The 26568-nt window shown below is 42.6% G+C and carries 23 protein-coding genes and 1 riboswitch; of the genes, 7 read left to right on the forward strand and 16 right to left on the reverse strand.

Annotated features, from left to right (window positions below):
• Nucleotides 1-46: 46 nt before the first annotated feature.
• From argF to C6Y03_RS14430, 11 genes are all read right to left on the reverse strand, one after another.
• Complete coding sequence (gene argF / locus C6Y03_RS14380) at nt 47-997, reverse strand: ornithine carbamoyltransferase (RefSeq protein WP_106039528.1); 951 nt, start codon at nt 995-997, stop codon at nt 47-49.
• Complete coding sequence (gene carB / locus C6Y03_RS14385; RefSeq protein ID WP_106039529.1) at nt 994-4074, reverse strand: carbamoyl-phosphate synthase (glutamine-hydrolyzing) large subunit; 3081 nt, start codon at nt 4072-4074, stop codon at nt 994-996. The genes argF and carB overlap by 4 nt, the downstream gene beginning before the upstream one ends.
• The gene (locus C6Y03_RS14390; RefSeq protein WP_106039530.1) at nt 4067-5128 is read right to left on the reverse strand and encodes a carbamoyl phosphate synthase small subunit; all 1062 of its coding nucleotides are present in this window, start codon (nt 5126-5128) and stop codon (nt 4067-4069) included. The genes carB and C6Y03_RS14390 overlap by 8 nt, the downstream gene beginning before the upstream one ends.
• Nucleotides 5129-5197: 69 nt before the next feature.
• Complete coding sequence (argD, locus tag C6Y03_RS14395) at nt 5198-6349, reverse strand: acetylornithine transaminase (protein ID WP_106039531.1); 1152 nt, start codon at nt 6347-6349, stop codon at nt 5198-5200.
• The gene (gene argB, locus C6Y03_RS14400; protein WP_034663330.1) at nt 6346-7122 is read right to left on the reverse strand and encodes an acetylglutamate kinase; all 777 of its coding nucleotides are present in this window, start codon (nt 7120-7122) and stop codon (nt 6346-6348) included. Before argB ends, argD begins: the two co-directional genes overlap by 4 nt.
• A gap of 14 nt (nt 7123-7136) precedes the next feature.
• Nucleotides 7137-8357: a bifunctional ornithine acetyltransferase/N-acetylglutamate synthase gene (gene argJ, locus C6Y03_RS14405; protein ID WP_066031045.1), complete on the reverse strand. Its 1221-nt coding sequence runs from the start codon at nt 8355-8357 to the stop codon at nt 7137-7139.
• Between the two features lie 20 nt (nt 8358-8377).
• A complete protein-coding gene (gene argC / locus C6Y03_RS14410; protein WP_060595988.1) occupies nt 8378-9415 on the reverse strand; it encodes an N-acetyl-gamma-glutamyl-phosphate reductase in 1038 nt (345 codons plus the stop codon).
• A gap of 137 nt (nt 9416-9552) precedes the next feature.
• The gene (locus tag C6Y03_RS14415; RefSeq protein WP_034663338.1) at nt 9553-10101 is read right to left on the reverse strand and encodes an MFS transporter; all 549 of its coding nucleotides are present in this window, start codon (nt 10099-10101) and stop codon (nt 9553-9555) included.
• Entirely contained in the window at nt 10098-11543 is a 1446-nt protein-coding gene (locus C6Y03_RS14420; protein WP_060595987.1) for an FAD-binding oxidoreductase, read from the reverse strand. Before C6Y03_RS14420 ends, C6Y03_RS14415 begins: the two co-directional genes overlap by 4 nt.
• 121 nt (nt 11544-11664) lie before the next feature.
• The gene (locus C6Y03_RS14425; protein ID WP_060595986.1) at nt 11665-11973 is read right to left on the reverse strand and encodes a metal-sulfur cluster assembly factor; all 309 of its coding nucleotides are present in this window, start codon (nt 11971-11973) and stop codon (nt 11665-11667) included.
• Nucleotides 11974-12018: 45 nt separating this feature from the next.
• The gene (locus C6Y03_RS14430; RefSeq protein ID WP_060595985.1) at nt 12019-12804 is read right to left on the reverse strand and encodes an alpha/beta fold hydrolase; all 786 of its coding nucleotides are present in this window, start codon (nt 12802-12804) and stop codon (nt 12019-12021) included.
• Between the two features lie 136 nt (nt 12805-12940).
• On the opposite strand from C6Y03_RS14430, the gene C6Y03_RS14435 reads away from it, so the two are divergent.
• The 3 genes from C6Y03_RS14435 to C6Y03_RS14445 all read left to right on the forward strand — a co-directional run bounded on the left by C6Y03_RS14435 (nt 12941) and on the right by C6Y03_RS14445 (nt 14182).
• Nucleotides 12941-13753, forward strand: a complete 813-nt coding sequence (locus C6Y03_RS14435; RefSeq protein WP_012009535.1) for a Cof-type HAD-IIB family hydrolase — start codon at nt 12941-12943, stop codon at nt 13751-13753.
• An 88-nt stretch (nt 13754-13841) separates the two neighbouring features.
• On the forward strand, nt 13842-13994 hold the full coding sequence (locus C6Y03_RS14440; protein WP_034663354.1) for a hypothetical protein: 153 nt from the start codon (nt 13842-13844) through the stop codon (nt 13992-13994).
• Nucleotides 13991-14182 carry a DUF3813 domain-containing protein gene (locus C6Y03_RS14445; RefSeq protein WP_106039532.1) on the forward strand — a complete coding sequence of 64 codons (192 nt, stop codon included), beginning with the start codon at nt 13991-13993 and terminating at the stop codon, nt 14180-14182. Before C6Y03_RS14440 ends, C6Y03_RS14445 begins: the two co-directional genes overlap by 4 nt.
• 60 nt (nt 14183-14242) lie before the next feature.
• Here C6Y03_RS14445 and C6Y03_RS14450 read toward each other — a convergent pair whose 3' ends face one another.
• Together C6Y03_RS14450 and C6Y03_RS14455 are read right to left on the reverse strand one after the other, a co-directional pair.
• A complete protein-coding gene (locus C6Y03_RS14450) occupies nt 14243-14698 on the reverse strand; it encodes a BsuPI-related putative proteinase inhibitor (protein WP_106039533.1) in 456 nt (151 codons plus the stop codon).
• A 14-nt stretch (nt 14699-14712) separates the two neighbouring features.
• On the reverse strand, nt 14713-15555 hold the full coding sequence (locus tag C6Y03_RS14455) for a YitT family protein (RefSeq protein ID WP_034663360.1): 843 nt from the start codon (nt 15553-15555) through the stop codon (nt 14713-14715).
• Between the two features lie 140 nt (nt 15556-15695).
• On the opposite strand from C6Y03_RS14455, the gene C6Y03_RS14460 reads away from it, so the two are divergent.
• Nucleotides 15696-16553 (forward strand): DegV family protein, encoded by an 858-nt coding sequence (locus tag C6Y03_RS14460; RefSeq protein ID WP_034663363.1) that lies wholly within the window; start codon nt 15696-15698, stop codon nt 16551-16553.
• Nucleotides 16554-16601: 48 nt separating this feature from the next.
• Here the strand turns inward: C6Y03_RS14460 and C6Y03_RS14465 are convergent, their stop codons facing one another.
• The 3 genes from C6Y03_RS14465 to C6Y03_RS14475 all read right to left on the reverse strand — a co-directional run bounded on the left by C6Y03_RS14465 (nt 16602) and on the right by C6Y03_RS14475 (nt 20306).
• Nucleotides 16602-18251 (reverse strand): methyl-accepting chemotaxis protein, encoded by a 1650-nt coding sequence (locus tag C6Y03_RS14465; RefSeq protein ID WP_106039534.1) that lies wholly within the window; start codon nt 18249-18251, stop codon nt 16602-16604.
• Nucleotides 18248-19225: a BMP family lipoprotein gene (locus C6Y03_RS14470; RefSeq protein WP_106031491.1), complete on the reverse strand. Its 978-nt coding sequence runs from the start codon at nt 19223-19225 to the stop codon at nt 18248-18250. The genes C6Y03_RS14465 and C6Y03_RS14470 overlap by 4 nt, the downstream gene beginning before the upstream one ends.
• Nucleotides 19226-19457: 232 nt before the next feature.
• Complete coding sequence (locus tag C6Y03_RS14475) at nt 19458-20306, reverse strand: CvfB family protein (RefSeq protein WP_066031051.1); 849 nt, start codon at nt 20304-20306, stop codon at nt 19458-19460.
• Between the two features lie 237 nt (nt 20307-20543).
• On the opposite strand from C6Y03_RS14475, the gene C6Y03_RS14480 reads away from it, so the two are divergent.
• The 3 genes from C6Y03_RS14480 (at nt 20544) to metH (ending at nt 26567) form a co-directional block, all read left to right on the forward strand.
• Nucleotides 20544-21035 carry a YajQ family cyclic di-GMP-binding protein gene (locus tag C6Y03_RS14480; RefSeq protein WP_034663377.1) on the forward strand — a complete coding sequence of 164 codons (492 nt, stop codon included), beginning with the start codon at nt 20544-20546 and terminating at the stop codon, nt 21033-21035.
• Between the two features lie 81 nt (nt 21036-21116).
• Nucleotides 21117-21235, forward strand: a riboswitch (SAM riboswitch).
• 78 nt (nt 21236-21313) lie between these two features.
• Nucleotides 21314-23155 (forward strand): bifunctional homocysteine S-methyltransferase/methylenetetrahydrofolate reductase, encoded by a 1842-nt coding sequence (locus C6Y03_RS14485; protein WP_106039535.1) that lies wholly within the window; start codon nt 21314-21316, stop codon nt 23153-23155.
• A complete protein-coding gene (gene metH / locus C6Y03_RS14490) occupies nt 23139-26567 on the forward strand; it encodes a methionine synthase (RefSeq protein ID WP_106039536.1) in 3429 nt (1142 codons plus the stop codon). Before C6Y03_RS14485 ends, metH begins: the two co-directional genes overlap by 17 nt.
• Nucleotide 26568 lies beyond the last annotated feature (1 nt).

Here is a 26568-nt window from a genome sequence, read left to right on the forward strand (position 1 = left end):
TTTATGCAAAAAGTCCCTGCTCCTACGAGTCAGGGACACTTTTCATTTAATTGGTTTGTTGATACATGAGCTCTTTGATTAACGCTTTTTGTACATGCAAACGGTTTTCTGCCTGCTGAAAAACTTTTGAGTGCGGCCCGTCAATAATGTCTGCTGTCACTTCTTCTCCGCGGTGTGCCGGGAGACAATGAAGGAAAATATAATCCTTTGCTGCATAACTCATTAGTTCGTCATTGACTTGATATTCTTTAAATTCAGCAAGACGTTTCTCTGTTTCTTCTTCCTGCCCCATGCTTGTAAACACATCGGAATAAATGACATCTGCATCTTGAACAGCAGCGACAGGGTCTGTCGTAACGATGACTTCTGCGCCTGATTGTTTTGCAAACTCACGTGCCGTGTCTGTTACTTCTTGGAGCGGTTCATAGCCTTCTGGTGATGCAACAGCAATGTCACAGCCTAGCTGCGCACAGCCAACCATCAAGGAGTGAGCCACGTTATTTCCGTCACCAATATAGGCTACTTTGATTCCTTTTAATGTTCCTTTTACTTCTTTGATTGTCAATAAATCAGCAAGTGCCTGACATGGATGGGAGTAGTCAGTCAGTCCATTGATGACAGGAATAGACGCGTATTGTGCTAGCTCCTCGACCTTCTCATGTTCAAAGGTCCGAATCATAATGCCATCTACATAGCCAGACAGCACTTGTGCCGTATCACTGATCGTTTCTCCTCTGCCAATTTGCAAATCATTTGAGCTGAGGAAGAGCGCATGTCCTCCTAGCTGCGTCATTCCCGCTTCAAACGATACACGGGTTCTAGTTGACGATTTTTCAAAGATCATCGCTAACGTTTTCCCTTTGAATAAATCCTGATAGGGATTTTGTTTCATTTCTTCCGCTTTTTCAATTAAATAAGCAATGTCATTGATTGAGAAATCTTTTAAAGTTAAAAAGTCTTTTCCGTATAATGCCGGTTGCACGTCGACTTGACTCATGCCGTCACTTCCTTTTTATATAATTCTTTGAGCGATACTGGTGATACATCTCCATTTTTCCCTTGCAGGAATGCTTGAGCTGTTTCATATTCGGTTAGAACTTGGACGCCATGTGTGAGTGCTTTTACACGCTGCTCTTTTGCCTCTTCATCTTCCCCTAAATGGATATGAAGCGACTTATCTTCGTTTTGCAGCCAAGTTTCAAAGCTGTCCGTCCAGACGTCAAAGCCTGCATGTTTCGCTTTATCTACCAATTGTTCACTGCCTTTTATAAAGAGGCTGCCTTTCTGATGCCAGATTGACGCAAACACTTTTTTCAAGGCGCTTTCGGCGTTCTTGCCTACACACATTCCTTCTCCTGTCGCTTTCATTTCAGGTGTCAGCTTTAAGTCAATATCTTGAATGGCATGTGATGAGAAGACTGGGAATTTGACCGCTGTTCCCCCTTTGTTTTTCGTTGCAGGGTTCAGTTCTTCAAGCGTCGCACCCGCTAATAATTGAGTCGCAAGCGGAATCATGTCAATGCCCATTACTTTGCTGACGACTGGAACCGTCCGGCTTGCCCGCGGATTTACCTCTAGTACAAGCGCCTGATCCCCTTTGATCACAAATTGGATATTCATAATGCCCTTAAACGCTAATTTCTTCGCTATTTGTTCGGACGCAGTATGCACCTGCTGTTTGATGTCTTCGCTGATGGAGACACTTGGTAAAATGGCAAAGCTGTCACCTGAATGGACGCCCGCTTTCTCTATATGCTCCACGATCGTTGGAATGAAGGTCGTTTTTCCGTCAGAAATCAGATCCACTTCAACTTCTTTTCCAGTGACATACTCATCAATTAAGATCGGGTACGGCAAATGATCTGGCTGATCAAGCAATGATGTCAAATGTACTTCTGACTGGACAACGATCATCCCCATTCCGCCAATGACATACGATGGGCGAATTAACACAGGGTAACCAATGATTCTGGCATGTGCGAGTGCTTCTTCTTTTGAGTCAGCCGTATTTCCTTCTGCATGAGGAAGATTCAGTTCATCAAGAAGCTGATAGAACAAATCACGATCTTCGAGCGCATCTAGCGTGTCAAAGGATGTACCTAACAACGTGACACCGGCTTTTTCTAAGCCTTCTGCTACATTGATGGCAGTCTGTCCGCCAAATTGGACGATGACGAAATCAATTTTTTCTGCTTCGACAACGTTTAAGATGTGCTCTAATGTAATGGGTTCAAAATATAAACGATCTGCGATCTCATAATCCGTACTGACCGTCTCTGGATTGTTGTTCATCATGATGGTTTCAAAGCCAAGCTTTTGCAGGGTAAGAACGCCATGAACTGCACTATAGTCAAACTCGACTCCCTGCCCAATTCGAATCGGACCAGAGCCAATGATGAGTGCACGTTGCTTTGTTTTCTCCTGATGCTCTCCATCACTTTTGCCAAAGTATGTGGAATAGAAGTAGTTCGTTTTTGCATCAAATTCTGCCGCACATGTGTCGACAATTTTAAATGAAGCCGTAATGTCATATTCTTGACGAAGCTGTCTAATGGCCTCTTCACTGTGGCCTGTAAGAAGAGCAATCGTTTCATCAAGGAAGCCCTTTTCCTTTACCTTTTTCAAGGTGTCTTTTGAGAGCGTTCCCTCATGGTTCTTCAATTCCTGTTCGAGAATGATCATATTCTTGAACACATGTAAGAAGAATAGATCAATTTTCGTCGCTTGATGAATCGTTTCGACCGTTTCTTGTCTTGAAAGAAGCTCCATGACAGCGAAGAAACGTCGATCGTCTGGTGTTTTGATCAGTTCAAATAGTTGTTCAGTCGATTGGTCTTTCAATTCTGGCAGATGGAAGCCCTTTGTTTTGATTTCAAGGGAGGCGACGGCTTTTTGAATGGCTGACTCTAAATTACGGTCAATCGCCATGACTTCGCCAGTCGCCTTCATTTTTGTTCCTAATTGACGATCTGCCTGTTTAAATTTATCAAACGGCCAGCGTGGGAATTTCACGACGACATAATCGAGTGCCGGCTCGAAACTAGCATAAGTTGTGCCTGTGAGCGGGTTTTTGAGTTCGTCTAGTGTGTAGCCTACCGCAAGCTTTGCCGCCATTTTAGCAATTGGATAGCCTGTTGCTTTTGAGGCAAGAGCAGATGAACGGCTGACCCGTGGATTCACCTCAATGACAAAGTATTCTTTACTGAGTGGATCAAGGGCGAATTGGATGTTGCATCCGCCGACTACATCCAGTGCTGAAATGATTTTCAGGCTCGCTGAACGAAGCATTTGATAATCCTGGTCTGTTAATGTTTGGGAAGGTGCAACGACAATCGAGTCTCCTGTATGCACACCAACTGGATCGATATTTTCCATATTACAAACCGTAATACACGTATTTTGACGGTCTCTCATGACCTCATATTCGACTTCTTTAAAGCCAGCGATGCTTTTTTCAACTAAACACTGATGAATCGGGCTCGCTAAAAGGGCTCCTTCAATGAGCGGTTTAAACGCTTCTTCTGTTAAAGCAATTCCGCCGCCCTTTCCGCCAAGTGTGTATGCTGGTCTTAGGATGACTGGGAAGCCTACTTCTTTTGCAAATTGAAGGGCATCTTTCGCATTATCCACAATTTCACTATCTGGCACAGGTTCGTTCAACTGCTTCATGAGAGCACGGAATTTCTCTCGATCTTCACCGTTTTCAATTGTTTCAACTGACGTTCCGAGCAGGGTTACCCCATGCTTCTTCAGCACACCGGCTTTTTCTAGCTCGACAGCAAGGTTTAAAGCGGTCTGTCCGCCAAGGTTGGCTAAAAGACCATCTGGTTTTTCCTTTTCGATGATTCTTGTCACTGAATCAACTGAAAGCGGTTCAAAATAGATTTCATCAGCAAATGATTCGTCTGTCATAATGGTTGCTGGGTTGTTATTCACTAAAATGACTTTGTAGCCCTCTTCTTTTAAGGCCATACATCCTTGTGTTCCTGAGTAATCAAATTCTGCTGCCTGACCAATGATGATTGGACCAGACCCGATGACTAGAATGGTTTGTATGCTTTGATCTTTAGGCATGTGCAACTTCTCTCCTTGCTTGTTTCACTTTCTCAATAAAATCATCGAATACCCATTCACTTTCAGCAGGACCTGGGTGTGCTTCTGGATGAAATTGAACTGACATAATTAGCTTCTCTTTATGAATGAAACCTTCTACAGATCCATCATTGACATGAAGGAATTTCACGTCCACTTCTTTGTCATTCATGCTTTTTTCATTCACCACATAGCTGTGATTCTGACTTGTCATGAAAACACGTTTGGATTCTGTATCTTGTACAGGGTGATTCGCCCCGCGGTGGCCAAATGGAAGCTTATACGTATCCCCGCCAAGTGCGAGAGCGATTAATTGATGACCTAAGCAGATTCCAAGTGTCGGGAAGGTCATCATGATGTCATGAATGGTTTTTAAATATGGCTTCATTGTTTTGGGATCACCAGGTCCATTTGACAGCAGAATCGCATCTGGCTTGATCTCAAACACCTTTTCCAGCTGTTTGTACGGAATGACGGTTACTTTACAGCCGCGCGCTTCAAGCGAATCTGCAATTGATTTTTTAAAGCCAAAATCAATGAGCGCTACATGTTCCTCGCCGCTGCCTTGTGTGTAGATCTCGTCCTCTGTCACCTGTGCGACCACATTGTCTTGTTTCATGACCGGCGGTGTTTCGTTTTCGTCTACACTGATCACAGCGTTCATCGTCCCATTAGCCCGGATGTTTTGCACGACTGCACGTGTATCTGTATGTGTCAGAAGCGGAATGTTCCACTTCTGTAAATAATCTTTTAAGCTAACCGCTGCAAGATGATGAGAGAAATGATCAGCTGCTTCATACACAACGACAGCTTTCACTTGTGGTTTTTTGCTCTCAAAGTCTTCATGATTAATACCGTAATTTCCGATGAGTGGATATGTGAAAACAATGATTTGTCCCTTATAAGAAGGATCTGTGAGCACCTCTTGGTAACCTGTCATCCCTGTAAAGAAAACCACTTCACCTGTCATGCCAGCTTCTCCTGTCAGATCTCCTTCAAAAGAGGCTCCATCTTCTAAATTTAAATAACCTTTCATGCTTGTGTCACCCCAAATTGAATAATTAGTAATATAAATGCATTTTTATGCGTTTTGGTGTAAAAAAATTTATACCGTCACTGCTTCATTTGCTAAAACCTGAGTAATCGCTTCTATTGCATGATCTATTTCTGCTTTTTCTACATTCAGCGGAGGTAATAACCGAATCACATTTGGACCAGCTGGAAGTACCAGCAACCCTTGTTCTCTAAGAGCTGTGATATAATCACCGACTGGCTGATGACATTCAATCCCTGCCATCAATCCTTTTCCGCGTACTTCTTTTACAATATTCAGTTGTTTCAGATCTTGCAGCTTTTCTAACAGATAAGCGCCTTTTTCTTTGACTTCTGAAAGAAACTCTTCTTTGAAAATGACATCGAGTGTTGCATTCACTGCGGCCATGGCAAGCATGTTGCCACCAAAGGTTGTTCCGTGTGAACCTGGTGAGAATGCATCTCCTAAAGCCTTTTTCCCTATGACCGCACTGACTGGGAAGCCGTTTCCTAAGCCTTTAGCAGAAGAGATAATATCAGGATCAAGTCCCGTTTGTTCGTATGCAAACGCTGTTCCTGTACGTCCAATACCCGTTTGAATTTCGTCTACGATCAGCAGTGCTTCATGCTTTTGGCAAAACGCTTGAACGGCTTCTAGAAATTCTGCTGTCGCTGGATTTACTCCACCTTCTCCTTGCACAACCTCAAGCATTACCGCTGCCACATCATCGACTTCACACGCCGCAATAGCGTCTGGGTCATTAAACGGTACATAATGAAAGCCTTCCAGCATAGGGCCAAAGCCAGTTTTGATTTTATCTTGACCTGTAGCAGCCATACCAGCATACGTGCGCCCATGAAAAGAGTGCAAAAATGTCACGATATTTGTTTTCCCTGTTGCTTTACGCGCTAATTTGATCGCACCTTCATTTGCCTCAGCTCCGCTATTGCAGAAAAACACGAGGTCTCCTGAACTGTTTGCCGCAAGCTTTTCTGCTGCTTTTTCCTGCAGTCCATTTTCAAATAGATTCGATACATGCCAGACGTGATCAAGCTGCTTCTTGATGGCTTGATTGACCTTTGGGTGATTGTGGCCTAGATTTGTAACCGCAATGCCTTGTATAAAGTCTAAGTATTTTTTTCCATTTGTATCGACTGCCCAAGAACCTGCTGCCTCTTTAATTTCAACATTCCACCGTCCATACGTTTGAAAGAGATGACTCACAGGACCGCCTCCTTTTGTTTCACAATTCTTGTTCCTTTAAAGGTTTCCCCTGTAAAGATACTGCCTTTGCCATTCACGATCATGACTTCATCCACATCTCCTGATAAAGCACTCAAAGCGGATTGCACTTTTGGAATCATTCCCCCGGAAATAATGCCTTCATCAATGAGTGAAAGGGCTTCTTGTTCGGTGACGACATCTAAAAGCTCACCATTTTTTAAAATGCCTTCCACATCTGTGACAAACATGAGCTTATCAGCTTTCATGGCTCCTGCGACAGCTGATGCTGCTAAATCAGCGTTTACGTTTAACGTTTGGCATTCTTCTGTCATAGACAGCGGTGCAATCACAGGAATAAATTGTTTTTCCATTAATGCTTCTGCCATCTCTGGATGGACTTCTTTGATTTCACCAACGTATCCGTACACGTCTTGATCGAGGAAATCCGCGACAAGCATCTGCCCATCTTTCCCAGACACGCCGACAGATGAGATATCATGCTTTGCGAGCTCTGACACAAAGTATTTATTGACCGTTCCCGAGAGGACCATTTCGGCTACCTCTAACACAGGCTTCGTTGTTTTGCGCTGCCCGTCAACAAATTCTGTTTTCACTTCTAATTTTTGCAGCATGCTAGTGATTTCAGGACCTCCACCATGGACGATAGCCAGCTTAAATCCAGCAGCTTGAAGTGAGCGGACATTTTCATAAAAGGTATCTGAAAGTTCTCGAATGACACTGCCTCCACACTTAAATACGATCGTTTTATCCATGTCTATCTCCTTCATTATGTGCGATAGCTCGCGTTAATTTTCACATAATCATAGGTAAGGTCACAGCCCCATGCTGCTGCTTTACCATTTCCCTCATTCATTTGAATCAAAATCGTGATCTCATCCTGCTCTAGATACGCTTTTGCTTCCTCTTCTGAGAATGGCTGCGGTTCATTATGTTTAAACAGACATTGTCCGCCTAAATAAACTTCTACCTCTTGTGGTGTGACGGAAGCTGCACTATGACCAATGGCTCCAACGATTCGCCCCCAGTTGGCGTCGGTGCCGTAGACGGCTGTTTTCACGAGACTTGAACCAACGATTTTCTTCGCTATGATGCCGGCTTCTAAATTATTTTTGGCGCCAGCAACTTGCGCTTCAATTAATTTCGTTGCACCTTCTCCGTCTCTTGCAATCTCTTTGGCAAGATCCTCACAAGCTAGCTTTAATCCTTCTTTGAACAATGGCCATTCTGGATGCTTTTCATTGAGTGCTTCATTTTCTGCCATGCCATTTGCCATTACGAGTACCATATCGTTTGTCGATGTTTCCCCATCGACGGTAATTTGATTAAAGGTCACATCGGTAATGTCACGAAGTGCGTTTTGCAGGGCTTCCTGTTCGACATTTGCATCCGTTGTCACGAAGCCAAGCATCGTTGCCATGTTCGGATGAATCATGCCAGAGCCCTTTGCTGCACCTGCAATCAGAATCTCTTTGCCGTTTATCGTCAGGGTGTATGTTGTATTTTTAATGACTGTATCTGTTGTTAAGATTGCCTCTTCAAAATGACCATTTCCTGCTTTTGCTTCTTTCAGCTGCGAGATGCCTTTTTTGACTTTATCCATATCGAGACACTCTCCAATGACACCAGTAGAAGAAACAGCAATGTAATCAGGTTCTACCCCTAACATATCTGCGCAGGCTGCCTGCATTTCGTATGCGTCCTTCAAACCTTGCTCACCAGTACATGCATTGGCGATGGCACTATTGACAATGACACCTTTTAATTGCCCTGTCTTTTTTAAGCTTTTGTGAGTGACTTGTAGAGGTGCAGCTTGAAAGTGACTTTGTGTATATACCGCTGCACTCGCTGCCGGCACCTCACTGACAATCAGTCCAAGGTCTTTTTTTGAATAGCGTAATCCAATATGAATCCCCTTTGCTTCAAAGCCTTTTGGTGATGATACGTCACCGTCTATTTTTACAATGCTTTTTTCATTCAATTCGATCATGTTTGTTGTCTCCCCTGTTCTTATGGATAGAGAGGTGTCATTGTGAGGCCCGCCTCTTCATCTAAGCCTTTGATGATGTTGAAGTTTTGAACCGCTTGGCCGGCTGCGCCTTTCATGAGATTGTCGATCACAGACACAATCGTGAGTCTGCCTGTACGTTCATCTAAATGAAAGCCAATGTCACAGAAATTACTGCCGTAGACTTCCCTTGTTTGCGGATACACGCCGTGATCTCTCACTCTGACAAAATAGGAATCTTCATAAAAGCCTTTCATATGCTTCATCAATTCCTCTTTTGTGATATCTGATTTCAGCTGTGTATACATCGTCGCCATAATCCCCCTTGTCATCGGGACAAGATGCGTTGAAAATGTGATGTTCGCCGTTTGCGGATTCCATTCTCTTAATATTTGCTCTATTTCAGGTGTATGTTGATGTTCATTTACCTTATAAATTTTGAAATTGTCGTTTAGCTCTGAAAAATGTGTTCCAAGTGAGGCAGATCGTCCTGCACCGGACACGCCTGTTTTTGCATCTATTATGATCATAGATTCATCGATTAGATTCTGTTTCATCAGCGGTGCTAAACCGAGAAGAACTGCGGTAGGAAAGCACCCTGGGTTTGCAATAACTTCAGCCTGCTCAATTGTTTCACGATTTAATTCAGATAATCCGTACACAGCTTGTTGAACAGATGCTTGATCAGCTGCCCTTCGTTTATACCAAGCTTCATAGGTTGCGCCATCTTGAATGCGCAAATCACCTGATAAATCAATAATGGGCACTCCTTGATTCATGAGCTTCGGCGAAAGTTCACTTGATACGCCTGCTGGTGTCGCTAAAAACACAGCATCTGTTTCTCGCACAATGGAAGCTGGATCAATGGCTTTTAATGTTTGATCAGTAATAGTTGTCAGATGCGGATAAGATTGACTGTATAATTGCCCATCACCACTTGATGAATACAATATACATTCCTCCACATGTGGATGATGCTTGAAGATACGAACCAATTCCGCACCACCGTACCCTGTAGCACCTATAATACCTATTTTCAACGTCAATACACCCTCTTGATCTTTGTGAAATTATTTAACATTATAACATGTATAAAAATTAATTCAATTGTATATTTAATATTTGTTTTCATTTTTTTTCAACAAAAAATCCGCATATCTTCATGAGACATGCGGATTTATCTTTCGTTTTTGATATAGATGACCATGAGCGCACTGCATAAATATAATATGGAGCTTGCATAAAAAATGAAATGAACGGTAAAGAAATCAGCAAACAGACCGCCAAGCATAATCGCGATGGATGAAAAAAGAGCTGTCCAAAAATGATAGTGGCCAACCTCCTTCATTCTTTTATTACCTGTTGTCAGTTCCGTGACGAGCAGTTTCTCCCCGTGTTTTTGAAAGCCGCCTAACGCACCAAGTGCAAGCTGAATCATATACACTTGCTCCACTTCTGTTATATGCGGAAATAGCAGTAAAAGAAACGCCATACCGAACGAATGAATGATTAAAAAGAGACGCCTGTCAGTAGTTTCGGGTAGTTTCCCTAAGAGTAAATGAATAAACGCTCCGCTTAAACCAAAGAGGCCATAGGCAAGACCAAACTGTGAATAGCTTGAACCAACATTTTTAATAAAAAGAATGTAAAAAGGGAAAATCAAACTGCTGGCGAAAAACAGCAGGCTTTGTGAGTAGACGAACCATTTCATTGCTTTTGCATTCATTGTGTATTGTACCTTTCATAAAAGTAATTGATAAACCTGCCATCTGGATCTGCTTGCTTTTTCTTTTGGAAGAATACATCGGTTTTAGGATACGCCCGCTTCATTTGTGCCTTCGTTTGATAAGGCATGTACGGTAAGTAATAGCTTCCATGGTGCCGCAGCGTGATATCTGTCATTTGCCGGATGATCCGCTCTGCTTCTGCCTTCTCTTCTTTCTCAAAACCACAATTCACTAAAAGAACAAGGGCAAACATATCTTCTTTCGCATATGAGAGATCCGCTTTTTCATTTTTTTGTACGTAGCGTATCGTGATGTTCATTAAATTCAATTCTTCCTGTTGTAAAAAATCTCTCATTTCATCGATATACGCACGAAAGCGGTCAACTGGGACGAAATATTCCTGAAGCACATCTGTGTCTGACTCATTTTCATATTCTAAAAAAGCAGAATCTGAACGCATCACATTGTTTCTTGTGATCAGCTGATCATTTTGACTTTGGAAATACTTTTTTTGCAAATTCCAGAGCAGATCTTTCCCCATATCAAATCTTCTTGAAAGGCCGAGCATAAATTTCAATGGCATGACGAGCTGATCTTCCTTTAGCTCTCGGTATGGTTCGAGCTCTTGATGAGTTGAGAGGGAATAGTTCGTTACATACATCTCCTTCAAAAAGTTTGTTTTCGCTGTTGAGATTCTTGCGAGATGCATGCGTACTTCTTTATTGTGTTTGACATGCTTTTGAAAATAATCGGTGTATTCACGATAATCAAGAGAGGTTGTCTCCATTTTGTATAATTCATCTCTCGTTAGCGAAAGCTCAACATCTAAAATCACGCCGAACAAACCATATCCGCCAATCACGGCTGTAAACAAATCATCGCCTGGCTTCACTGTAACGATCTCCCCATCTGCCTTTAGCAGCCTAAAGGAACGAACCGTGTCAATGAGTGATCCGTAGCGAATGTCACGTCCGTGTGCGTTTGCACTGAGAGAACCGCCAATCGTGAAGATATTCTGTGATTGCATGACCTTCACGGCAAGACCGTAGGGGTTCACATAAGTTTGTATATCATCCCATGTAGCGCCGCTTTGGACACGGATGGTTTTCTTTTTTTCATCAAATGCTAAAATCTGACGGAATTTGGTCATATCAAGCACGATGCCATTTTCATAATACGTGTGGCCACCCATGCTATGCTGTTTCCCTGCAATGGATATCGGCAGGTTTTTTGCTTTCGCTTCTTTTAATACTTCTTTTAAAGTGTCTATTTCTTTTCCTTGAACGACTTTTTTTATTTTGACAGGCATAAGATGACTGACATCTGTAAAGGCTTCAAGATCTTGGCTTTTGTGTGCTTGCTCCTCACGAATGGTGATTGATGCAAAAAATGCAGCAGCGTATCCCACTAAAAGAACAATCCATAACCATTTTCGTTTCATTATGAGGCTCCGATCTGTTATATTACACCCATTATATCAATACGTTCTCTTCCTCCACCTTATTTTTTCATAAAAAAAACCTGGCATGAGTTCAACTCATACCAGGCATTTTCATTTTTGCTTATTGAATACCGAGCGCGATTTTTGCGTATCTTGACATTTTGTCTCGTGTCCAAGGCGGATTCCATACGATGTGAACTTCTGTTTCTTTTACTTCTGGAAGATCACTTAATGCTTTTTTGACTTCATCCACGATAATTGGTGCAAGAGGACAGCCCATTGATGTTAAGGTCATGGTGACATCCGCTTTTCCATTCTCATCAAGATCGACATCATAGACAAGTCCAAGGTTGACGATGTCGACATTCAGCTCAGGGTCAATCACCTGTTCTAGGGCGCCTAAAATATTTTCTTTCAATGCTTCATCCATGATATCCACTCCTTTTCCATTAGTATAACGTACTTTTTCCTTTGACTAAACGTTTGTGCTTTTCAGATGTGTCACAAACCAGTCAATCGTTTCAAACATTGCTTGTCTTGAGACCTTATGGCCAGCTTGTCCGTCTGTGATAAAACGAATCAGGTGCGGGTCTTCTTTATATTGGGTTGCTGCTAACTCGTCATAAAGAGCCTTTGCATGCCGGTAAGGGACAACTGGATCGTTTTCTGCATGCCAGAATAACAGTGGTCTTTTGTTTAATCGATCCGTTTGCAGCGTTAAATCATAAGGGCGCAGGGCGTCTAATTGCTGATGAACCTCTTCGTCTGTAATCTCTTTCATCAACCCTTTGTGCCGCATGTCCATGATTTGTGCTTGTAGAAATGTCGTATATTTCGGACTGCCCATCAAGCTGACTGCTGCTTTAATCCAATCATGCTTGGCCAGTGCACCAAAGGTGGTGATGCCGCCCATGGAAGTACCCGCAACACCTATCAGATCGGCTTCAATCAATTGTTTTTCTTGAAAGTATGTTTTGAGTATATCGATTTCACGTATTTCGTTCAGGACAATTTCCCAGAACTTTGATGCCAGTTCCTCTAAGCTGAGGTTTTCTGATCTTACACCATGATAAGCACAGTCAGGCAAAATCACTCTCATGCCTTTTTCCGCCAAATGAAAGGCGAAGTGTAAGTTGTGCTCACGTGCACTTGTAAATCCGTGTATGAAAAATACAAGCGGAAGCGGTTTGTCTTTATTTTCAGCTTTTACGATATGTAAAAATGGAATATCGTGTTCAGTTTGCTCATCAATGGTGATCACAGCCTATGAATCCTCCTTTATCATTCCCGTCTTTGTTTATTTTAACATGTAGACAACAAAGATGTGATAAAGATACACTATAGGTAGAGGCGCCGCACGAACTGCCTCCTATCACTTACAGATCAAAGGAGATTTTATGGAGACTAAACCTTATCTAATCGCACTTGACCTGGATGGCACGTTATTAAAAGATGATAAAACCATCTCTACACACACGCTTGACGTCATTCAAAAAGTGAAAGACAGCGGGCATCATGTCTGTATTTCAACCGGCCGGCCATTTCGTTCCAGCTCTCCTTATTATCAGCAATTACAGCTTGATTCACCCATTGTGAATTTTAATGGAGCGTTTGTCCATCATCCTCTTGATGAAAAATGGGGCAGATTTCATACGTCACTTGATCTCCAAGTCGTTAAACAGCTTGTAGACATTAGTGAGGAGTACAAAGTGCACAATGTGCTAGCTGAAGTGTTAGATGATTTGTATTTCCATTACCATGATGAGAAGCTCATTGATATATTTAATATGAATGCAAATAAAGTCACCGTGGGAGACCTTCGGGACAACCTTGGAGAAAATGTGACGAGCGTGTTAATCCATGCAAAAGAAGAGGACGTCGGAGCCATTCGAAGCTATTTATCAGATGTTCATGCAGAAGTGATTGATCATCGGCGGTGGGCTGCTCCGTGGCACGTGATTGAAATCATTAAAACAGGCATGAATAAGGCCGTTGGACTGCAAAAGATCAGTGATTATTACGGCGTTCCACAGGAGCGGATTGTGGCATTCGGAGATGAAGACAATGATTTAGAAATGCTTGAATTTGCTGGATGCGGCGTGGCAATGGGCAATGGAATCGATGCGGTGAAACGTGTTTCAAATGAAGTCACTGATACGAACGAACAAGATGGGATTGCAAAGTTTCTAACGAATTACTTCTCGCTTTAATTTTTCCATTCATACATAACCGAAGGAAGCGGGCATACTACCGTTAGACAGGTTGTCCTGTCAGCTTGTGTAAAGGGGCGGATTCCGAATGGGTAAAAGAAGCAAATCGAAACGCTTTATACAACAAGGTAAAGATTCAGTCAGTCTGCATGACGCACGTTTTCCTTATCGTTCGACACTTGAAGAAGCGGCGGCGGACAGGGGAAATATGAAGACTGATGCTTCTGGAGGTTCATTGTGAGAAACGAACTTTTTGATCAAGCCAAATCATTTACTGAAGAAGCCCTTACTTCTTCATTTTCATCTGGGTTAGAGCGTCAACAGACGGTCAAACGAGCCAAAAATGCCGTATCTTCTGCATTTGCCAATTCGACAGATGCAGAAAGAAACCAGCTGCATACCTTCCAAGACTTGCTCGATGATCTCTAACATAAAAAAAGCTGTCCACCATTGGACAGCTTTTTCTGATTCTCATGAAGCAGGAAGCACTTATTTACCTTGGAACGTTTTCTTTTCCGTGATTTGCTTCAGCCCTTCTGCTTTTCCTTTAAATGTGACGACCGCTTCATACATTCCCGGCTTGACACCGTTTGACCACGTATCTTGAAAATCATAGGCTTCGCCTTTCTTCAGTACAAAAGATTGGATGGCCTGTGTGAACATACGGTCTTTCGAATAGCGGTATTGTTCATTTCCGTTTTCGTCATACACACTGAGCTCGAATTTCTGGCTTGTGTTAAAAGTAAATTCAATATCTCGATCTGATTCATTTTTCAGCGACATGTTAAATTGAACCGAAGAACCTTTCTGGACGGGGTCTACTGTGAGTACAACCGTTTTTTCTCCCATTTGACCGGATACCTCCTTGTCTGGTTCATCCTTTTTTTGTTGTCCACAAGCGGCTAAAATCAATAAAACGAGAAGAAGCACCAACCCTTTTTTCATTTGCTACCCACCTTTTAATCTCGTCTGAAAAATCCAAGAATATTGGTTGTTTGCACAATATTTGTAAAGGCTTTTGGATCGACTTCTTTAATAATTTGTTCAAGTTCATACAGCTCATACCTTGTAATGACGATCACCATCATTTCTTTTTGCTCGTTGGTAAAAGCTCCTTTTGCAGGTACAGTCGTAATGCCCCTGACCATTTTTCCATAAATGGCTTCTTTGATTTCATCAGCTTTCTTCGTCACAATCATCGCGGTCAGCTTCTCATGTCTTGTATGGATGGCATCAATGACCCTTGTGGTCACATATAATGTGACAAGGGTATATAATGCTTTCTCCCAACCTTGTAATAATCCTGCTGTAAAGATGATGATTCCATTTAAAATGAAGAAATATGTGCCGACTGGTTTATCCTTCCACTTCGCTAAGATCATGGCAAGGATGTCGAGCCCTCCTGTTGATGCCCCGTATTTGAGGGTGATCCCAATCCCGAGTGCAGATATGACGCCGCCAAACACAGCATTTAGTAATATATCCTGTGAAACACTCGTTTCTGGTAAGATGCCGAGGAAAATGGTCGTCAGTGCAACACTGATGATGCTGTATAACGTAAAGGAACGGCCAACTTTCATCCAGCCTAAAATGCCGACTGGAATATTTAAAATAAATAATAGGATCCCTGTTGATATATAAAATGGCGCATATTGATCCATTAAGCTGGATAACAGCTGGGCTACCCCTGTAAACCCGCTCGCGTATACATCAGCTGGGATTAAGAATAAGTTCAGTCCAATCGCATTGAGCAGTGCACCAATGACGACGACAATGAGTTTTTTTGCTTCTCCAATGAACATATTGTCATTCCTCCACTTACCATTCTCTCTATGGTTTTCCCTAAAATTTAGAATTTGAACACGAAAAGATGATTTCTGTGATATAGTTAGGCTAAAAAGATGTAAAATATGGCTGATATTTTTAGAAAGAAGGGATTTTGATGACTGTTCATATCATAGCAGACAGTGCTGCTGATCTGCCTCTTTCTTATTATGATGAACATAACATGACGCTCATTCCGCTGCGTGTGTTACTTGGCGAGCAGGAATTTGAAGATTTGATCACCATTGAACCAAAACAAGTATTTGATGCGATGAGACAAGGTGCCAGCCCAAAAACGTCACAAGCTTCACCAAACCGAATCAAAGAAGCCTTTGTTTCTGTCGCACAAACCCATACATCTGCAATCTATGTTGCCTTTTCATCAGAGCTTTCCGGTACATACCAAACAGCTGTGATGATGGCAAACGAAGTGAAGGAAGAATACCCTGATTTTGATTTGCGAATCATTGATTCTAAATGTGCTTCACTCGGCTATGGGCTTGCTGTCAAACACGCTCAATCACTTGCCATTGACGGAAATACAATACAAGAAATTGAAACGTCTGTAAAGCATTTTTGCGAATCTTTACAACATATTTTTACTGTAGACGATTTATCGTATTTAGCAAGAGGCGGAAGAATCAGTAAAGCGTCCGCATTTGTTGGCGGTTTATTAAGCATTAAGCCCATTTTACACGTCGAGGATGGAAAGCTCATACCACTTGAGAAAATCCGCGGACGTAAAAAGCTGTTGAAACGCATTATTGAACTGATGAAAGAACGTGGAACGGATTGGCCAAATCAAACGGTGGGCATTAGTCATGGTGATGATCCTGCACTTGCAGAAGACATGAGACAATTGATTGAAGCCGAATTTCATCCAAAAGAAATTGATATTCAGATTGTCGGCGCGGCTGTTGGGTCCCATTCAGGCCCAGGCACGCTTGCCATCTTCTTTACAGGCAAACCATCATAAAAAGCACCCTTCCCTGACACATCACGGGAAGGGTGCTTTTCTTATGACTTATGAAAGTTTAAACCGATGGACGGTTTCATTTAACCTTGCCGTCATACTCATCAGTTCTTCTACCTGTTTGTTCATTTGATGGAATGATTGCAGCTGTTCATTGGCAGAGGCAGAAATTTCTTCGCTGCCAGCTGCTGTTTCTTCTACAACCGCACTAATATTTTCAATCGAGTTCAGCACTTGTCCGCCAAGCTCTGTTGATTGAACAATTTGGTCATTTAAGACAGCCATTTCTTGTTTAATGTGCTGCGCTTTTGTTTCTATATCTTCAAAGGAGTGTGAGGTTTTGTCCATCGCATCCTGCTGTTGAAGTGAAAGCTTGACTCCTTCTTTGACAGTTTGACTAATGGATTGAATGCCTCTTTCAATATGACTGACCATATCAAAGATTTGTCTTGTAGCGTTAGATGATTCATCGGCAAGCTTACGAATTTCATCTGCAACAACAGCAAAGCCTTTTCCAGCTTCACCTGCTCTTGCCGCTTCAATCGCCGCATTTAGCGAAAGTAAGTTTGTCTGATCCGCAATGTCAGAAACAGTTTTGGCCATGGCCGAGATGCCGCTGGCGTATTGCGTGAATTCTCCTGCTGACTGCTCGATTTGCCTTGTGGCATGTGTATTTTTTTCAATCGCCGTTTTTGTTTCTGTTAACGTGTGCTTTCCACTTTCCACTGCTTCTATGGCATCCTCAGTACTTTGGATGACTGTTTGTGAACGTTCAGAATTTTTACGTCCATGCTGATCCATCTTTTCAATCAAACTGACGCCATGCTGGAGATCCTCTGAAATGGCTTGTGACCCATTTGCCATTTCGTCTGTCGAGACAGATACTTGATTTGCAGATTCCATCAGCTTTTTATTTTCATCATCTAACTGGATCGAGAATGTCTCTACTTGACTTGAGACATTGCTGATTTCTTTAATCAGACTAATCAGCTGATCTGTCATTTGATTAAAGGATTCATTCAAGCCGCCGATTTCATCCTTGCGCTGAATGTCCATCCGTTCGACAGCAAGGTTGCCTTCTGCGATCTGCTTCGCTCGGTAGGATAGTGATTTGATAGGGGTCACGATGGATCTTGTTAACCCAATATTTAAAAAGACAGCAATGACAATTAGTGTGAGGGCTGCAACGAGTGCACTGGTGATGATCCATTGCACATTATCAGATGTATTCTCTTGATTTTGTTTATACGCTTCTTCTGCTCTTTTATTCATTGTATGGACGTCGTTTAAAACACCATCAATTCTTGCAGCGACCCGTCTTGCATCTGATGCATTTTTTTCACCAATGGCACCATTCGCTTCCTTGGTCCACGTATCATATTTTGTATTTAACCTTGTTAGTGCATCTTTGTTGATATTTCCTGCATGTTTGTTTAACGTTTGCAGCTGTTTTTTTGCTGTAGAAATATCGGTTTGAACAACTTCTAGCTGTTCATCAGAAAGTGTCATTGAATAATTGGTCATGGCTTGTTCAACACTTTCAAAGCTTGCTTTTGTTTTTTGAACGTTTAATAAGGTTTGAACTTCTGTTTCATTTGATGATTGGATCTTTGTCATACTGACAATGATAAAGGCGATTACGCCAACTGCTAAAAGAAGTGAGACGAGTGAGTTGAGTAAAATTTTGATGCGCAAGCTCATGATGCGTCCCCCTCTTCTTTTAGAAGTTTCTGCTTCAGTTCATTTACTTTTTTGGTCAATGTCTCAGCATTCTTCAGCACCCGAATTCTTGCCATATCGATTCCGTCATTGCTTAAGTCGTAGATAACATGCCCATTTTTGATTTGATTGTTCTTGACGAGCTGTTCGCTGAATTGATAGACCACTTCATCGACTTTTTTTACCATGGACGAAATTACCGCTTTTTCAGCGGTGTAGTACTGATCACTATCTACACCAATGGCATATTTGCCCTGCGCTTGCGCTTCTTTTAATACACCGACACCTGTATAGCCAGCTGCGGCATATAAAACGTCAGCTTTCTTTTTGATCATGCCTTTGGCTATTTTACTGCCTTTGCCCGCATCACTAAACGTATTAGCATAGGTGGATAAGATCTTGATGTTCGGATTTACTGATTTAGCGCCTTTTTGGAACCCTTTTTCAAAACGATGGATCAAATCCGCATCGACACCGCCAACAAATCCAATGACATCACTTTTCGTTGTCATGGCAGCAAGTGCGCCCGCTAAATAGCTGCCTTGCTCTTCTTTAAACGTCACGGAGGTCACATTTTTCAGCTCAGATATGGCATCGATGAGAAGGAACTGCTTCTTCGGATATTTCTTTGCGACTTTTTCTAAATCTTCTTGCATACTGAAGCCTACTCCGATGACGAGGTCATTGCCATCTTTTACGAGCTCGGTCAGTCCTTTTTCATATGTATCGGTTTCTGCAATTTCTCTATAATCAAATTCAATCCCTAGGTCATCACGTGCTTTTTCTAATCCTTTAAATGATGAATCATTAAATGATTGATCACCAAGACCATCATCTGTGAGCATAACGCCAATATGCTTCGCATTTGATGCCGGTGGTTTCCCTTGCTGATTGCTGCATGCGGCGAGCACCATAAGCAGGGCTGCCACCAGAAGCAATGAAATTTTCACTTTCATCCACACACACACTCCTTTTATCATCCTTACTCCTTTCTTATCGGATTTGAGAGGCGTTGTTTCAATGATTAAGTGAAGGTTTTTCAGCTTTTTTCATGACTTTTTTCACTGAAAAAACCCATTATTTATAACAAATATAAAAAAAGGGATAAAATCATGATGATTTTATCCCTTTTTCTTCTTTTCAGTGTGATATGAAAACCCTTGAAGTCAGGGTTTGTTTTCACGCTGCTCATTTTTTCTCGTATGTCCAGCCCTCTTTTTGGTAGATTAAGTCATTTTTCATCAAATGACCTAATGCTCGTTTAAAGGCTGCCTTGCTCATTTGGAATCTTTCGCGGATGTCTTCTGGATCACTTTTGTCCCCATAAGGCATGGCACCATTTCTCGTTCTCATATAGGTTAAGATTTCTTCTGCATCGACAGATAACGCTTCCTGTTTTCTAGGAAGCAGAGAAACGTTCACGGTTCCATCCTCTTTCACTGCAATGACACGTCCTGTCACGGTCGATCCTAATCTTGGTTCTTCCTTTCGTTCCGTACGGTGGATAAACCCACGCACGCCTGTATCTGTCAGCATAAAAGAGCCTGTCGCAATTAAGCGATAAATGGTACCAGTGATTTCTTTGTTCATTAAGGTTTCAGGTGCCTCAGTAAACAATTCACTGATCACATCTTCAGTCGCTGGCTTTGCGAACATTCTGCCGTAGCTTGTGACTTTCAGCATACAGTAGAGTTTGTCTCCTTTTTTTGGCCATGCTTCCTCAAAAGGCGGGAGGTGTTCTGTTGCAACAAGTGCATCCTTTGACAGCCCGACATCGACAAATGCGCCCATGTCTTCTACCACGTCTACGACTTCTACCCAGCCATATGTATGCGCATTGATTGTAGGTATTTTCATCGTGGCAGCCAGTCTTTCTTCATGATCTACATATAAGTAGACCTCTACTTCATCTCGGTCACCAATATCCTCTGTCATCTCACTGCGGTGCAAGAGGACCGAATCTTCACCATCTGTCAAAAAGTAGCCGTATTCCATCTCGTTCTCTATTTGCAAGGTCAGTTGCTCACCTGGTCTCATGTTCTCTTCCTTCCTATCTGCCCATAAAAGAGCGTTCGTTCATCTTTTGATTCACTTTATTCTACTATACTTCTCCTCACATGAACATCTCTAGTTCTGTTAGCTAAAGTGGACAAACTGGACACGATTTATACCGCTGCCGGCTGAACTCTTTGACTCGTCTCTTCGATAAAGTTTCTTCTTCTCCTATTTGCATGATAAAATAGACGCAATATCTATACATGGAGGTCATGTGTTATGGCAAAAGAAAGCTCATTTGACATTGTATCGAAGGTTGAACTGCCAGAGGTGCAAAACGCTGTTCAAGCAGCGCTGAAAGAAATTAAAAACCGTTATGATTTTAAAGGAAGTAAAAGTGATATTTCTCTTGAAAAAGAAGAGCTTGTTCTCATCTCTGATGATGACTTTAAGCTGGAGCAGCTAAAAGATGTGCTTGTGACAAAGCTGATCAAACGAGATGTTCCTACCAAAAACATCGACTACGGAAAAACCGAGCATGCCCTTGGCGGAACAGTACGCCAGCGCGCGAAGCTGATCAGCGGGATTGATCAAGACAACGCCAAAAAGATCAATGCACTCATTAAGCAATCCGGCATCAAAGTGAAGTCACAGTTTCAAGATGACCAAGTGCGTGTAACAGGGAAAAATAAAGATGATTTACAAGAGGTTATTTCACTTATGCGCAAGGCAGATTTACCGATTGACGTTCAATTTATAAATTTTCGATAAATTTCAAATTTTCCATTGATTATTTTCGATTTTTTCGATACAGTTGATGGAAGTTCAATTCATTGACATGTTCATATCACTTTCTTATCAAGAGAGGCAGAGGGACTGGCCCTGTGAAGCCTCAGCAACCGGTGTAGTAGAAATATATTTTCTATGACCAAGGTGCTAAATCCAGCAAGCAACTGCTTGGAAGATAAGGAGAAGAATTACGATACAGCCAAAAAGTCTTCTTCTTATCAGAAGGCTTTTTTTGTTACATAGAAATAAGGAGGAAACCAATGGGCCTATTACAAGACTTACAAAACCGCGTACTGATTGCTGACGGTGCAATGGGAACACTTTTATACTCTTACGGCATTGACCGCTGCTTTGAAGAATTAAATTTATCGAAAGAAGAGGAAGTAAAGCGCGTGCATGAGGCATATGTGCAGGCTGGTGCTGACATCATCCAAACAAATACGTACGGTGCGAATTATATTAAACTATCCCGCTACGGCTTAGAGGAAGAAACGAAGCGCATCAATACAAAGGCCGTACAAATCGCAAAAGCAGCCGCAGGCTCCGCTTATGTACTCGGAACGATCGGCGGCATTCGAACATTTAACAAAAATGCCTACTCTATTGAAGAAATTAAACGAAGCTTTAGAGAGCAGTTGTACATTCTATTAAATGAACAGCCTGACGGATTATTGCTAGAAACGTACTATGACATGGAAGAAGCGAAGGCCGTTCTCCAAATTGCACGCAAAGAAACGACTCTCCCGATTGTCATGAACGTCTCCATGCATGAACAAGGTGTTTTGCAGGATGGAACCCCGCTCAAGGATGGTTTATCTGAATTGTCCTCTCTTGGCGCAGATGTCGTCGGCATCAACTGCAGGCTAGGCCCTTATCATATGATTCAGGCACTCGAAGGCGTACCGATTTTAGAAAATTCCCATTTATCAGTCTATCCTAACAGCAGTCTTCCCTCTCTTGAAGAAGGCAGACTCGTCTATGATACAGATAACGATTATTTTCGAAAAAGTGCACTTGAATTTAGAAATCAAGGCGCACGTATTATCGGTGGCTGCTGCGGAACAACGCCTCAGCATATTCACGCAATGGCTGAAGCGGTCAAGGATTTAGCGCCGATCACTGAAAAAGAAGTGAAAGTATTAAAAGAAGAAATCATTTCGATTCAAGATCAGCGGACTGAACCAGGTCTTGATGAGCTGGTTGCGGAAAAACGGACGATTATTGTAGAACTTGATCCGCCGAAGAAGCTGAACTTCGAAAAATTTCTCGTCGCGGCAAATGAGTTAAAGAATGCAGGCATTGATGCCTTGACATTAGCTGATAATTCTCTTGCGACCCCGCGCATTAGCAATGTGGCTTGCGGCGCATTATTGAAACAGCAGCTTGATATGCGTTCACTTGTCCATATTACGTGCCGTGATCGTAATTTGATTGGGCTTCAATCCCATTTGATGGGTCTCGACACACTTGGTTTAACTGATATTTTAGCCATTACAGGCGATCCTTCTAAGATTGGAGATTTCCCAGGTGCAACGTCGGTTTATGATTTAACCTCCTTTGATTTGATCCGGCTGATCAAGCAGTTTAACGAAGGTCTTTCTTTCTCAGGGAAGCCGCTTGGTAAAAAGACCAATTTTTCAGTAGCTGGCGCGTTTAACCCGAATGTTCGTCACATTGATAAAGCGGTCAAACGTCTTGAGAAAAAAATCGAATACGGCGCTGATTATTTTATTTCACAGCCTGTTTATTCTGAGGAACAGCTTGTGAAAATTCATGAGGAGAGCCGTCATTTGGATAAACCGATTTATATTGGCATTATGCCGTTAACAAGCAGCCGAAATGCAGAGTTTATTCATCATGAAATTCCAGGCATCAAATTATCTGATTCCATTCGTGACATTATGGCCAAGGCTGGCGAGGATAAGGAAAAGCAGCGAGCAGAAGGCTTAGCGATTGCCCGCTCTTTATTAGATACAGCCTGTGAATTGTTTAATGGCATTTATTTAATTACCCCTTTCCTTCGATCAGATTTAACAGCAGAACTGACCACCTACATTCATCAGAAAGAAAAGGAGTCAAACATCCATGTCAACTATCACTGAACAGCTAAAGAAACGCATCCTCGTCCTTGATGGTGCAATGGGGACCATGATTCAAAATGCCAATCTCACAGCAGAAGACTTTGGCGGAGAAGAGTATGAGGGCTGTAACGAGTATTTGAATGTAACAGCCCCTCACATCATCCGCACGATTCATAGGGAATACCTTGATGCAAGTGCCGATCTCATTGAAACAAATACATTCGGGGCTACAAAGCTCGTCCTTGATGAATACGGGCTTGGCCACCTTGCCTATGAACTCAATGTACGGGCTGCCCAGCTGGCAAAGGACGAAGCTGACCGTTACTCCACGCCGGAGCAGCCTCGATTTGTTGTAGGCGCAATGGGACCCACAACAAAAACATTATCTGTGACAGGCGGCACAACCTTCGATGAACTCGTCGCAAACTACAAAGAGCAGGCCCACGCCCTGATTGATGGCAAATGTGATGCCCTTCTTTTAGAAACAAGCCAAGACATGCTGAATGTAAAAGCTGGATTCAAAGGCATTCAGGAAGCCTTTCAGCAGGCAGGCATTCAATTACCACTCATGGTATCAGGTACAATTGAACCAATGGGAACCACCCTTGCTGGTCAGGATATTGAAGCCTTTTATATCTCTCTTGAACATATGAAACCAATTAGTGTCGGCCTTAACTGTGCGACTGGTCCTGAATTTATGACAGACCATATCCGCACGCTCTCCTCCATCGCCAAGTCAGCGGTTAGCTGCTATCCAAATGCTGGTCTTCCAGATGAAGAAGGTCAATATCACGAATCCCCTGTTTCTCTTGCTAAAAAAATCGCCGCTTTTGCGAAGGAGGGCTGGTTAAATATTGTTGGCGGCTGCTGCGGAACAACACCTGCACATATTCAAGCTTTGTCAGATGAAGTACGCACGATTCAGCCGCGTCACATCGCGCATGAATCGTCTCAGCATACCGTATCAGGAATTGAGCCCCTTATGTATGAGGAATCAATGCGTCCTCTTTTTGTAGGAGAACGGACCAATGTTATTGGTTCACGCAAGTTCAAACGACTCATTGCGGAACAAAAATTTGAAGAAGCGTCAGAAATTGCTCGCGCACAGGTAAAAAACGGCGCTCACGTGATTGATGTGTGTCTCGCTGATCCAGACCGTGACGAGGCAGCTGACATGGAAGGCTTTTTACAAGAGGCCATGAAAATAGTCAAAGCCCCTTTTGTCATTGATTCAACAGATAAACACGTGATTGAAAAGGCGCTCACGTATTCCCAAGGGAAAGCCATCATCAATTCCATTAACCTTGAGGATGGCGAAGAACGGTTTGAAGAAATTTTCCCTCTTGTGAAGCTGTACGGCGGTGCACTTGTTGTCGGCACGATCGATGAAACAGGGATGGCCGTAACAGCAGAACGAAAGCTCGAGATTGCCGTACGCTCTCATGATCTATTAACGAAGAAATATGGAATTCCCGCAAGTGACATCATTTTTGATCCACTTGTCTTTCCAGTAGGCACTGGAGATGAGCAGTATATTGGGGCTGCCGAAGAAACGATCAAAGGCATCAAAATGATCAAGGAAAATCTGCCTGAGTGCCTGACGATTTTAGGCATCAGCAACGTGTCTTTCGGACTCCCGCCTCTTGGCAGAGAAATCTTGAATGCCGTCTACTTGTACCACTGCGTCCAAGCAGGACTTGACTACGCCATTGTGAATACGGAAAAGCTTGAACGCTTCGCTTCCATTCCAAAGGAAGAAATCAAGCTGGCTGAAACGCTGCTCTATGAAACAAATGATCAAACACTTGCTGAATTCACCCAATTTTACCGAGGCAAAAAGAAAACGGAGAAAAAACCAAAGGTCTCCTTATCACTTGATGAAAGACTGGCACTCTACGTCGTCGAAGGAACAAAAGAAGGACTTATCGATGATTTATCTCTTGCTCTAGAGCAATTTGAATCACCACTTCATATCATCAATGGTCCGTTAATGCAGGGAATGGCTGAGGTTGGACGTCTTTTTAATCAAAACGAGCTGATTGTGGCGGAAGTGCTTCAATCGGCAGAGGTGATGAAGGCATCTGTATCGTATCTCGAGCAATATATGGAAAAGCAGCATGCAAGCGGGAAAGGTAAGATTCTACTTGCAACTGTAAAAGGAGATGTTCATGATATCGGGAAAAACCTTGTCGACATCATTTTGAGCAATAATGGCTTTCAAGTGGTCGATCTCGGCATCAAGGTGACACCTCAAACATTGATCGAAGCTGTGCAAAAGGAAAAACCAGATATGATTGGATTATCAGGATTGCTTGTGAAATCAGCTCAGCAAATGGTACTCACCGCTCAGGATTTACAAAAAGCGAATATTTCCGTGCCCATTTTGGTCGGCGGCGCTGCACTTTCTCGGAAATTTACGAAAATGAAGATTTCGCCTCATTATGACGGACCGGTTCTTTATGCAAAAGATGCCATGGACGGCTTATCTTTAGCCAATGAGTTAAAAGCGAATCCTCTTCAGTTTCAAACAAAGTCCGGAGAAGAGCCTGTGGCACCTTTCAAAGAGAAAGAAGCAAAGCAGCCACAAGCTGTCATTGAATTACTAGAAAAACGTGCGGCACTCCCGCAGGCACCTATTTTTACGCCAGAGACTATGGCACGTCATTATGTGCGGGACATCGATTTGCATCACATTATGCCTTATGTGAATGAACAAATGCTCATTGGTCACCACCTTGGATTAAAAGGAAAGGTCAAAACATTGTTAGCTAACCAGCATCCAAAAGCATTGGAATTAAAGCAGCTTGTCACAGACCTTCTAAACGAAGGCAGAGAGAAAAACTGGTTTGCGCCTGCATTTGTTTATCAATTTTTCCCTGCCAGTTCAAACGGAAATGATCTGCGTATTTATGATCCCGCAGCGCCTGACCGTATCCTTGAAACGTTCCAATTCCCAAGACAGGAGAAGCTTCCGTACCGCTCTATTTCTGATTATGTGCGGAAAAGCGGCGAAAACGAGAAGGATTATATTGCCTTATTTGCCGTCACAGCTGGTGCGCGTATACGTGAAGTTGCGCAGCAATTTAAGCAAGAAGGAGATTATTTAAAAATGCATGCGGTCCAAGCTCTGGCGCTTGAGCTTGCAGAAGGATTAGCCGAAAGAACCCACCAAGTGATTCGTGACAAATGGGGCTTCCCTGACCCAGTCGATTTCACAATGGAAAAACGATTTCAGGCAAAATATCAAGGGCAGCGCTATTCCTTTGGTTATCCCGCTTGTCCAAATCTTGAAGACCAAGAAAAGCTGTTCAAGCTGCTTCAGCCTGAAAAAATTGGCATCCATCTGACAGAAGGGTTCATGATGGAACCTGAAGCATCTGTTTCAGCAATCGTCGTTTCTCATCCTGAAGCTCGATATTTTAATGTTCATTAAT

This window comes from Bacillus sp. LNXM65, assembly GCF_002998575.1.
GTDB lineage: Bacteria > Bacillota > Bacilli > Bacillales > Bacillaceae > Bacillus.

Coding starts and splice junctions, on each gene's coding strand:
- C6Y03_RS14390 (WP_106039530.1), bottom strand. CDS start 5,128: ATGAAAGGTTATTTAAATTTAGAAGATGGAGCCTCTTTTGAAGGAGAT.
- C6Y03_RS14435 (WP_012009535.1), top strand. CDS start 12,941: ATGGAGACTAAACCTTATCTAATCGCACTTGACCTGGATGGCACGTTA.
- C6Y03_RS14425 (WP_060595986.1), bottom strand. CDS start 11,973: ATGGATGAAGCATTGAAAGAAAATATTTTAGGCGCCCTAGAACAGGTG.
- C6Y03_RS14415 (WP_034663338.1), bottom strand. CDS start 10,101: ATGAATGCAAAAGCAATGAAATGGTTCGTCTACTCACAAAGCCTGCTG.
- argB (WP_034663330.1), bottom strand. CDS start 7,122: ATGGATAAAACGATCGTATTTAAGTGTGGAGGCAGTGTCATTCGAGAA.
- C6Y03_RS14420 (WP_060595987.1), bottom strand. CDS start 11,543: ATGAAACGAAAATGGTTATGGATTGTTCTTTTAGTGGGATACGCTGCT.
- C6Y03_RS14440 (WP_034663354.1), top strand. CDS start 13,842: ATGGGTAAAAGAAGCAAATCGAAACGCTTTATACAACAAGGTAAAGAT.
- argF (WP_106039528.1), bottom strand. CDS start 997: ATGAGTCAAGTCGACGTGCAACCGGCATTATACGGAAAAGACTTTTTA.
- C6Y03_RS14470 (WP_106031491.1), bottom strand. CDS start 19,225: ATGAAAGTGAAAATTTCATTGCTTCTGGTGGCAGCCCTGCTTATGGTG.
- C6Y03_RS14460 (WP_034663363.1), top strand. CDS start 15,696: ATGACTGTTCATATCATAGCAGACAGTGCTGCTGATCTGCCTCTTTCT.
- C6Y03_RS14480 (WP_034663377.1), top strand. CDS start 20,544: ATGGCAAAAGAAAGCTCATTTGACATTGTATCGAAGGTTGAACTGCCA.
- C6Y03_RS14465 (WP_106039534.1), bottom strand. CDS start 18,251: ATGAGCTTGCGCATCAAAATTTTACTCAACTCACTCGTCTCACTTCTT.
- argJ (WP_066031045.1), bottom strand. CDS start 8,357: ATGATCGAATTGAATGAAAAAAGCATTGTAAAAATAGACGGTGACGTA.
- metH (WP_106039536.1), top strand. CDS start 23,139: ATGTCAACTATCACTGAACAGCTAAAGAAACGCATCCTCGTCCTTGAT.
- C6Y03_RS14450 (WP_106039533.1), bottom strand. CDS start 14,698: ATGAAAAAAGGGTTGGTGCTTCTTCTCGTTTTATTGATTTTAGCCGCT.
- C6Y03_RS14455 (WP_034663360.1), bottom strand. CDS start 15,555: ATGTTCATTGGAGAAGCAAAAAAACTCATTGTCGTCGTCATTGGTGCA.
- carB (WP_106039529.1), bottom strand. CDS start 4,074: ATGCCTAAAGATCAAAGCATACAAACCATTCTAGTCATCGGGTCTGGT.
- C6Y03_RS14485 (WP_106039535.1), top strand. CDS start 21,314: ATGGGCCTATTACAAGACTTACAAAACCGCGTACTGATTGCTGACGGT.
- C6Y03_RS14475 (WP_066031051.1), bottom strand. CDS start 20,306: ATGAGACCAGGTGAGCAACTGACCTTGCAAATAGAGAACGAGATGGAA.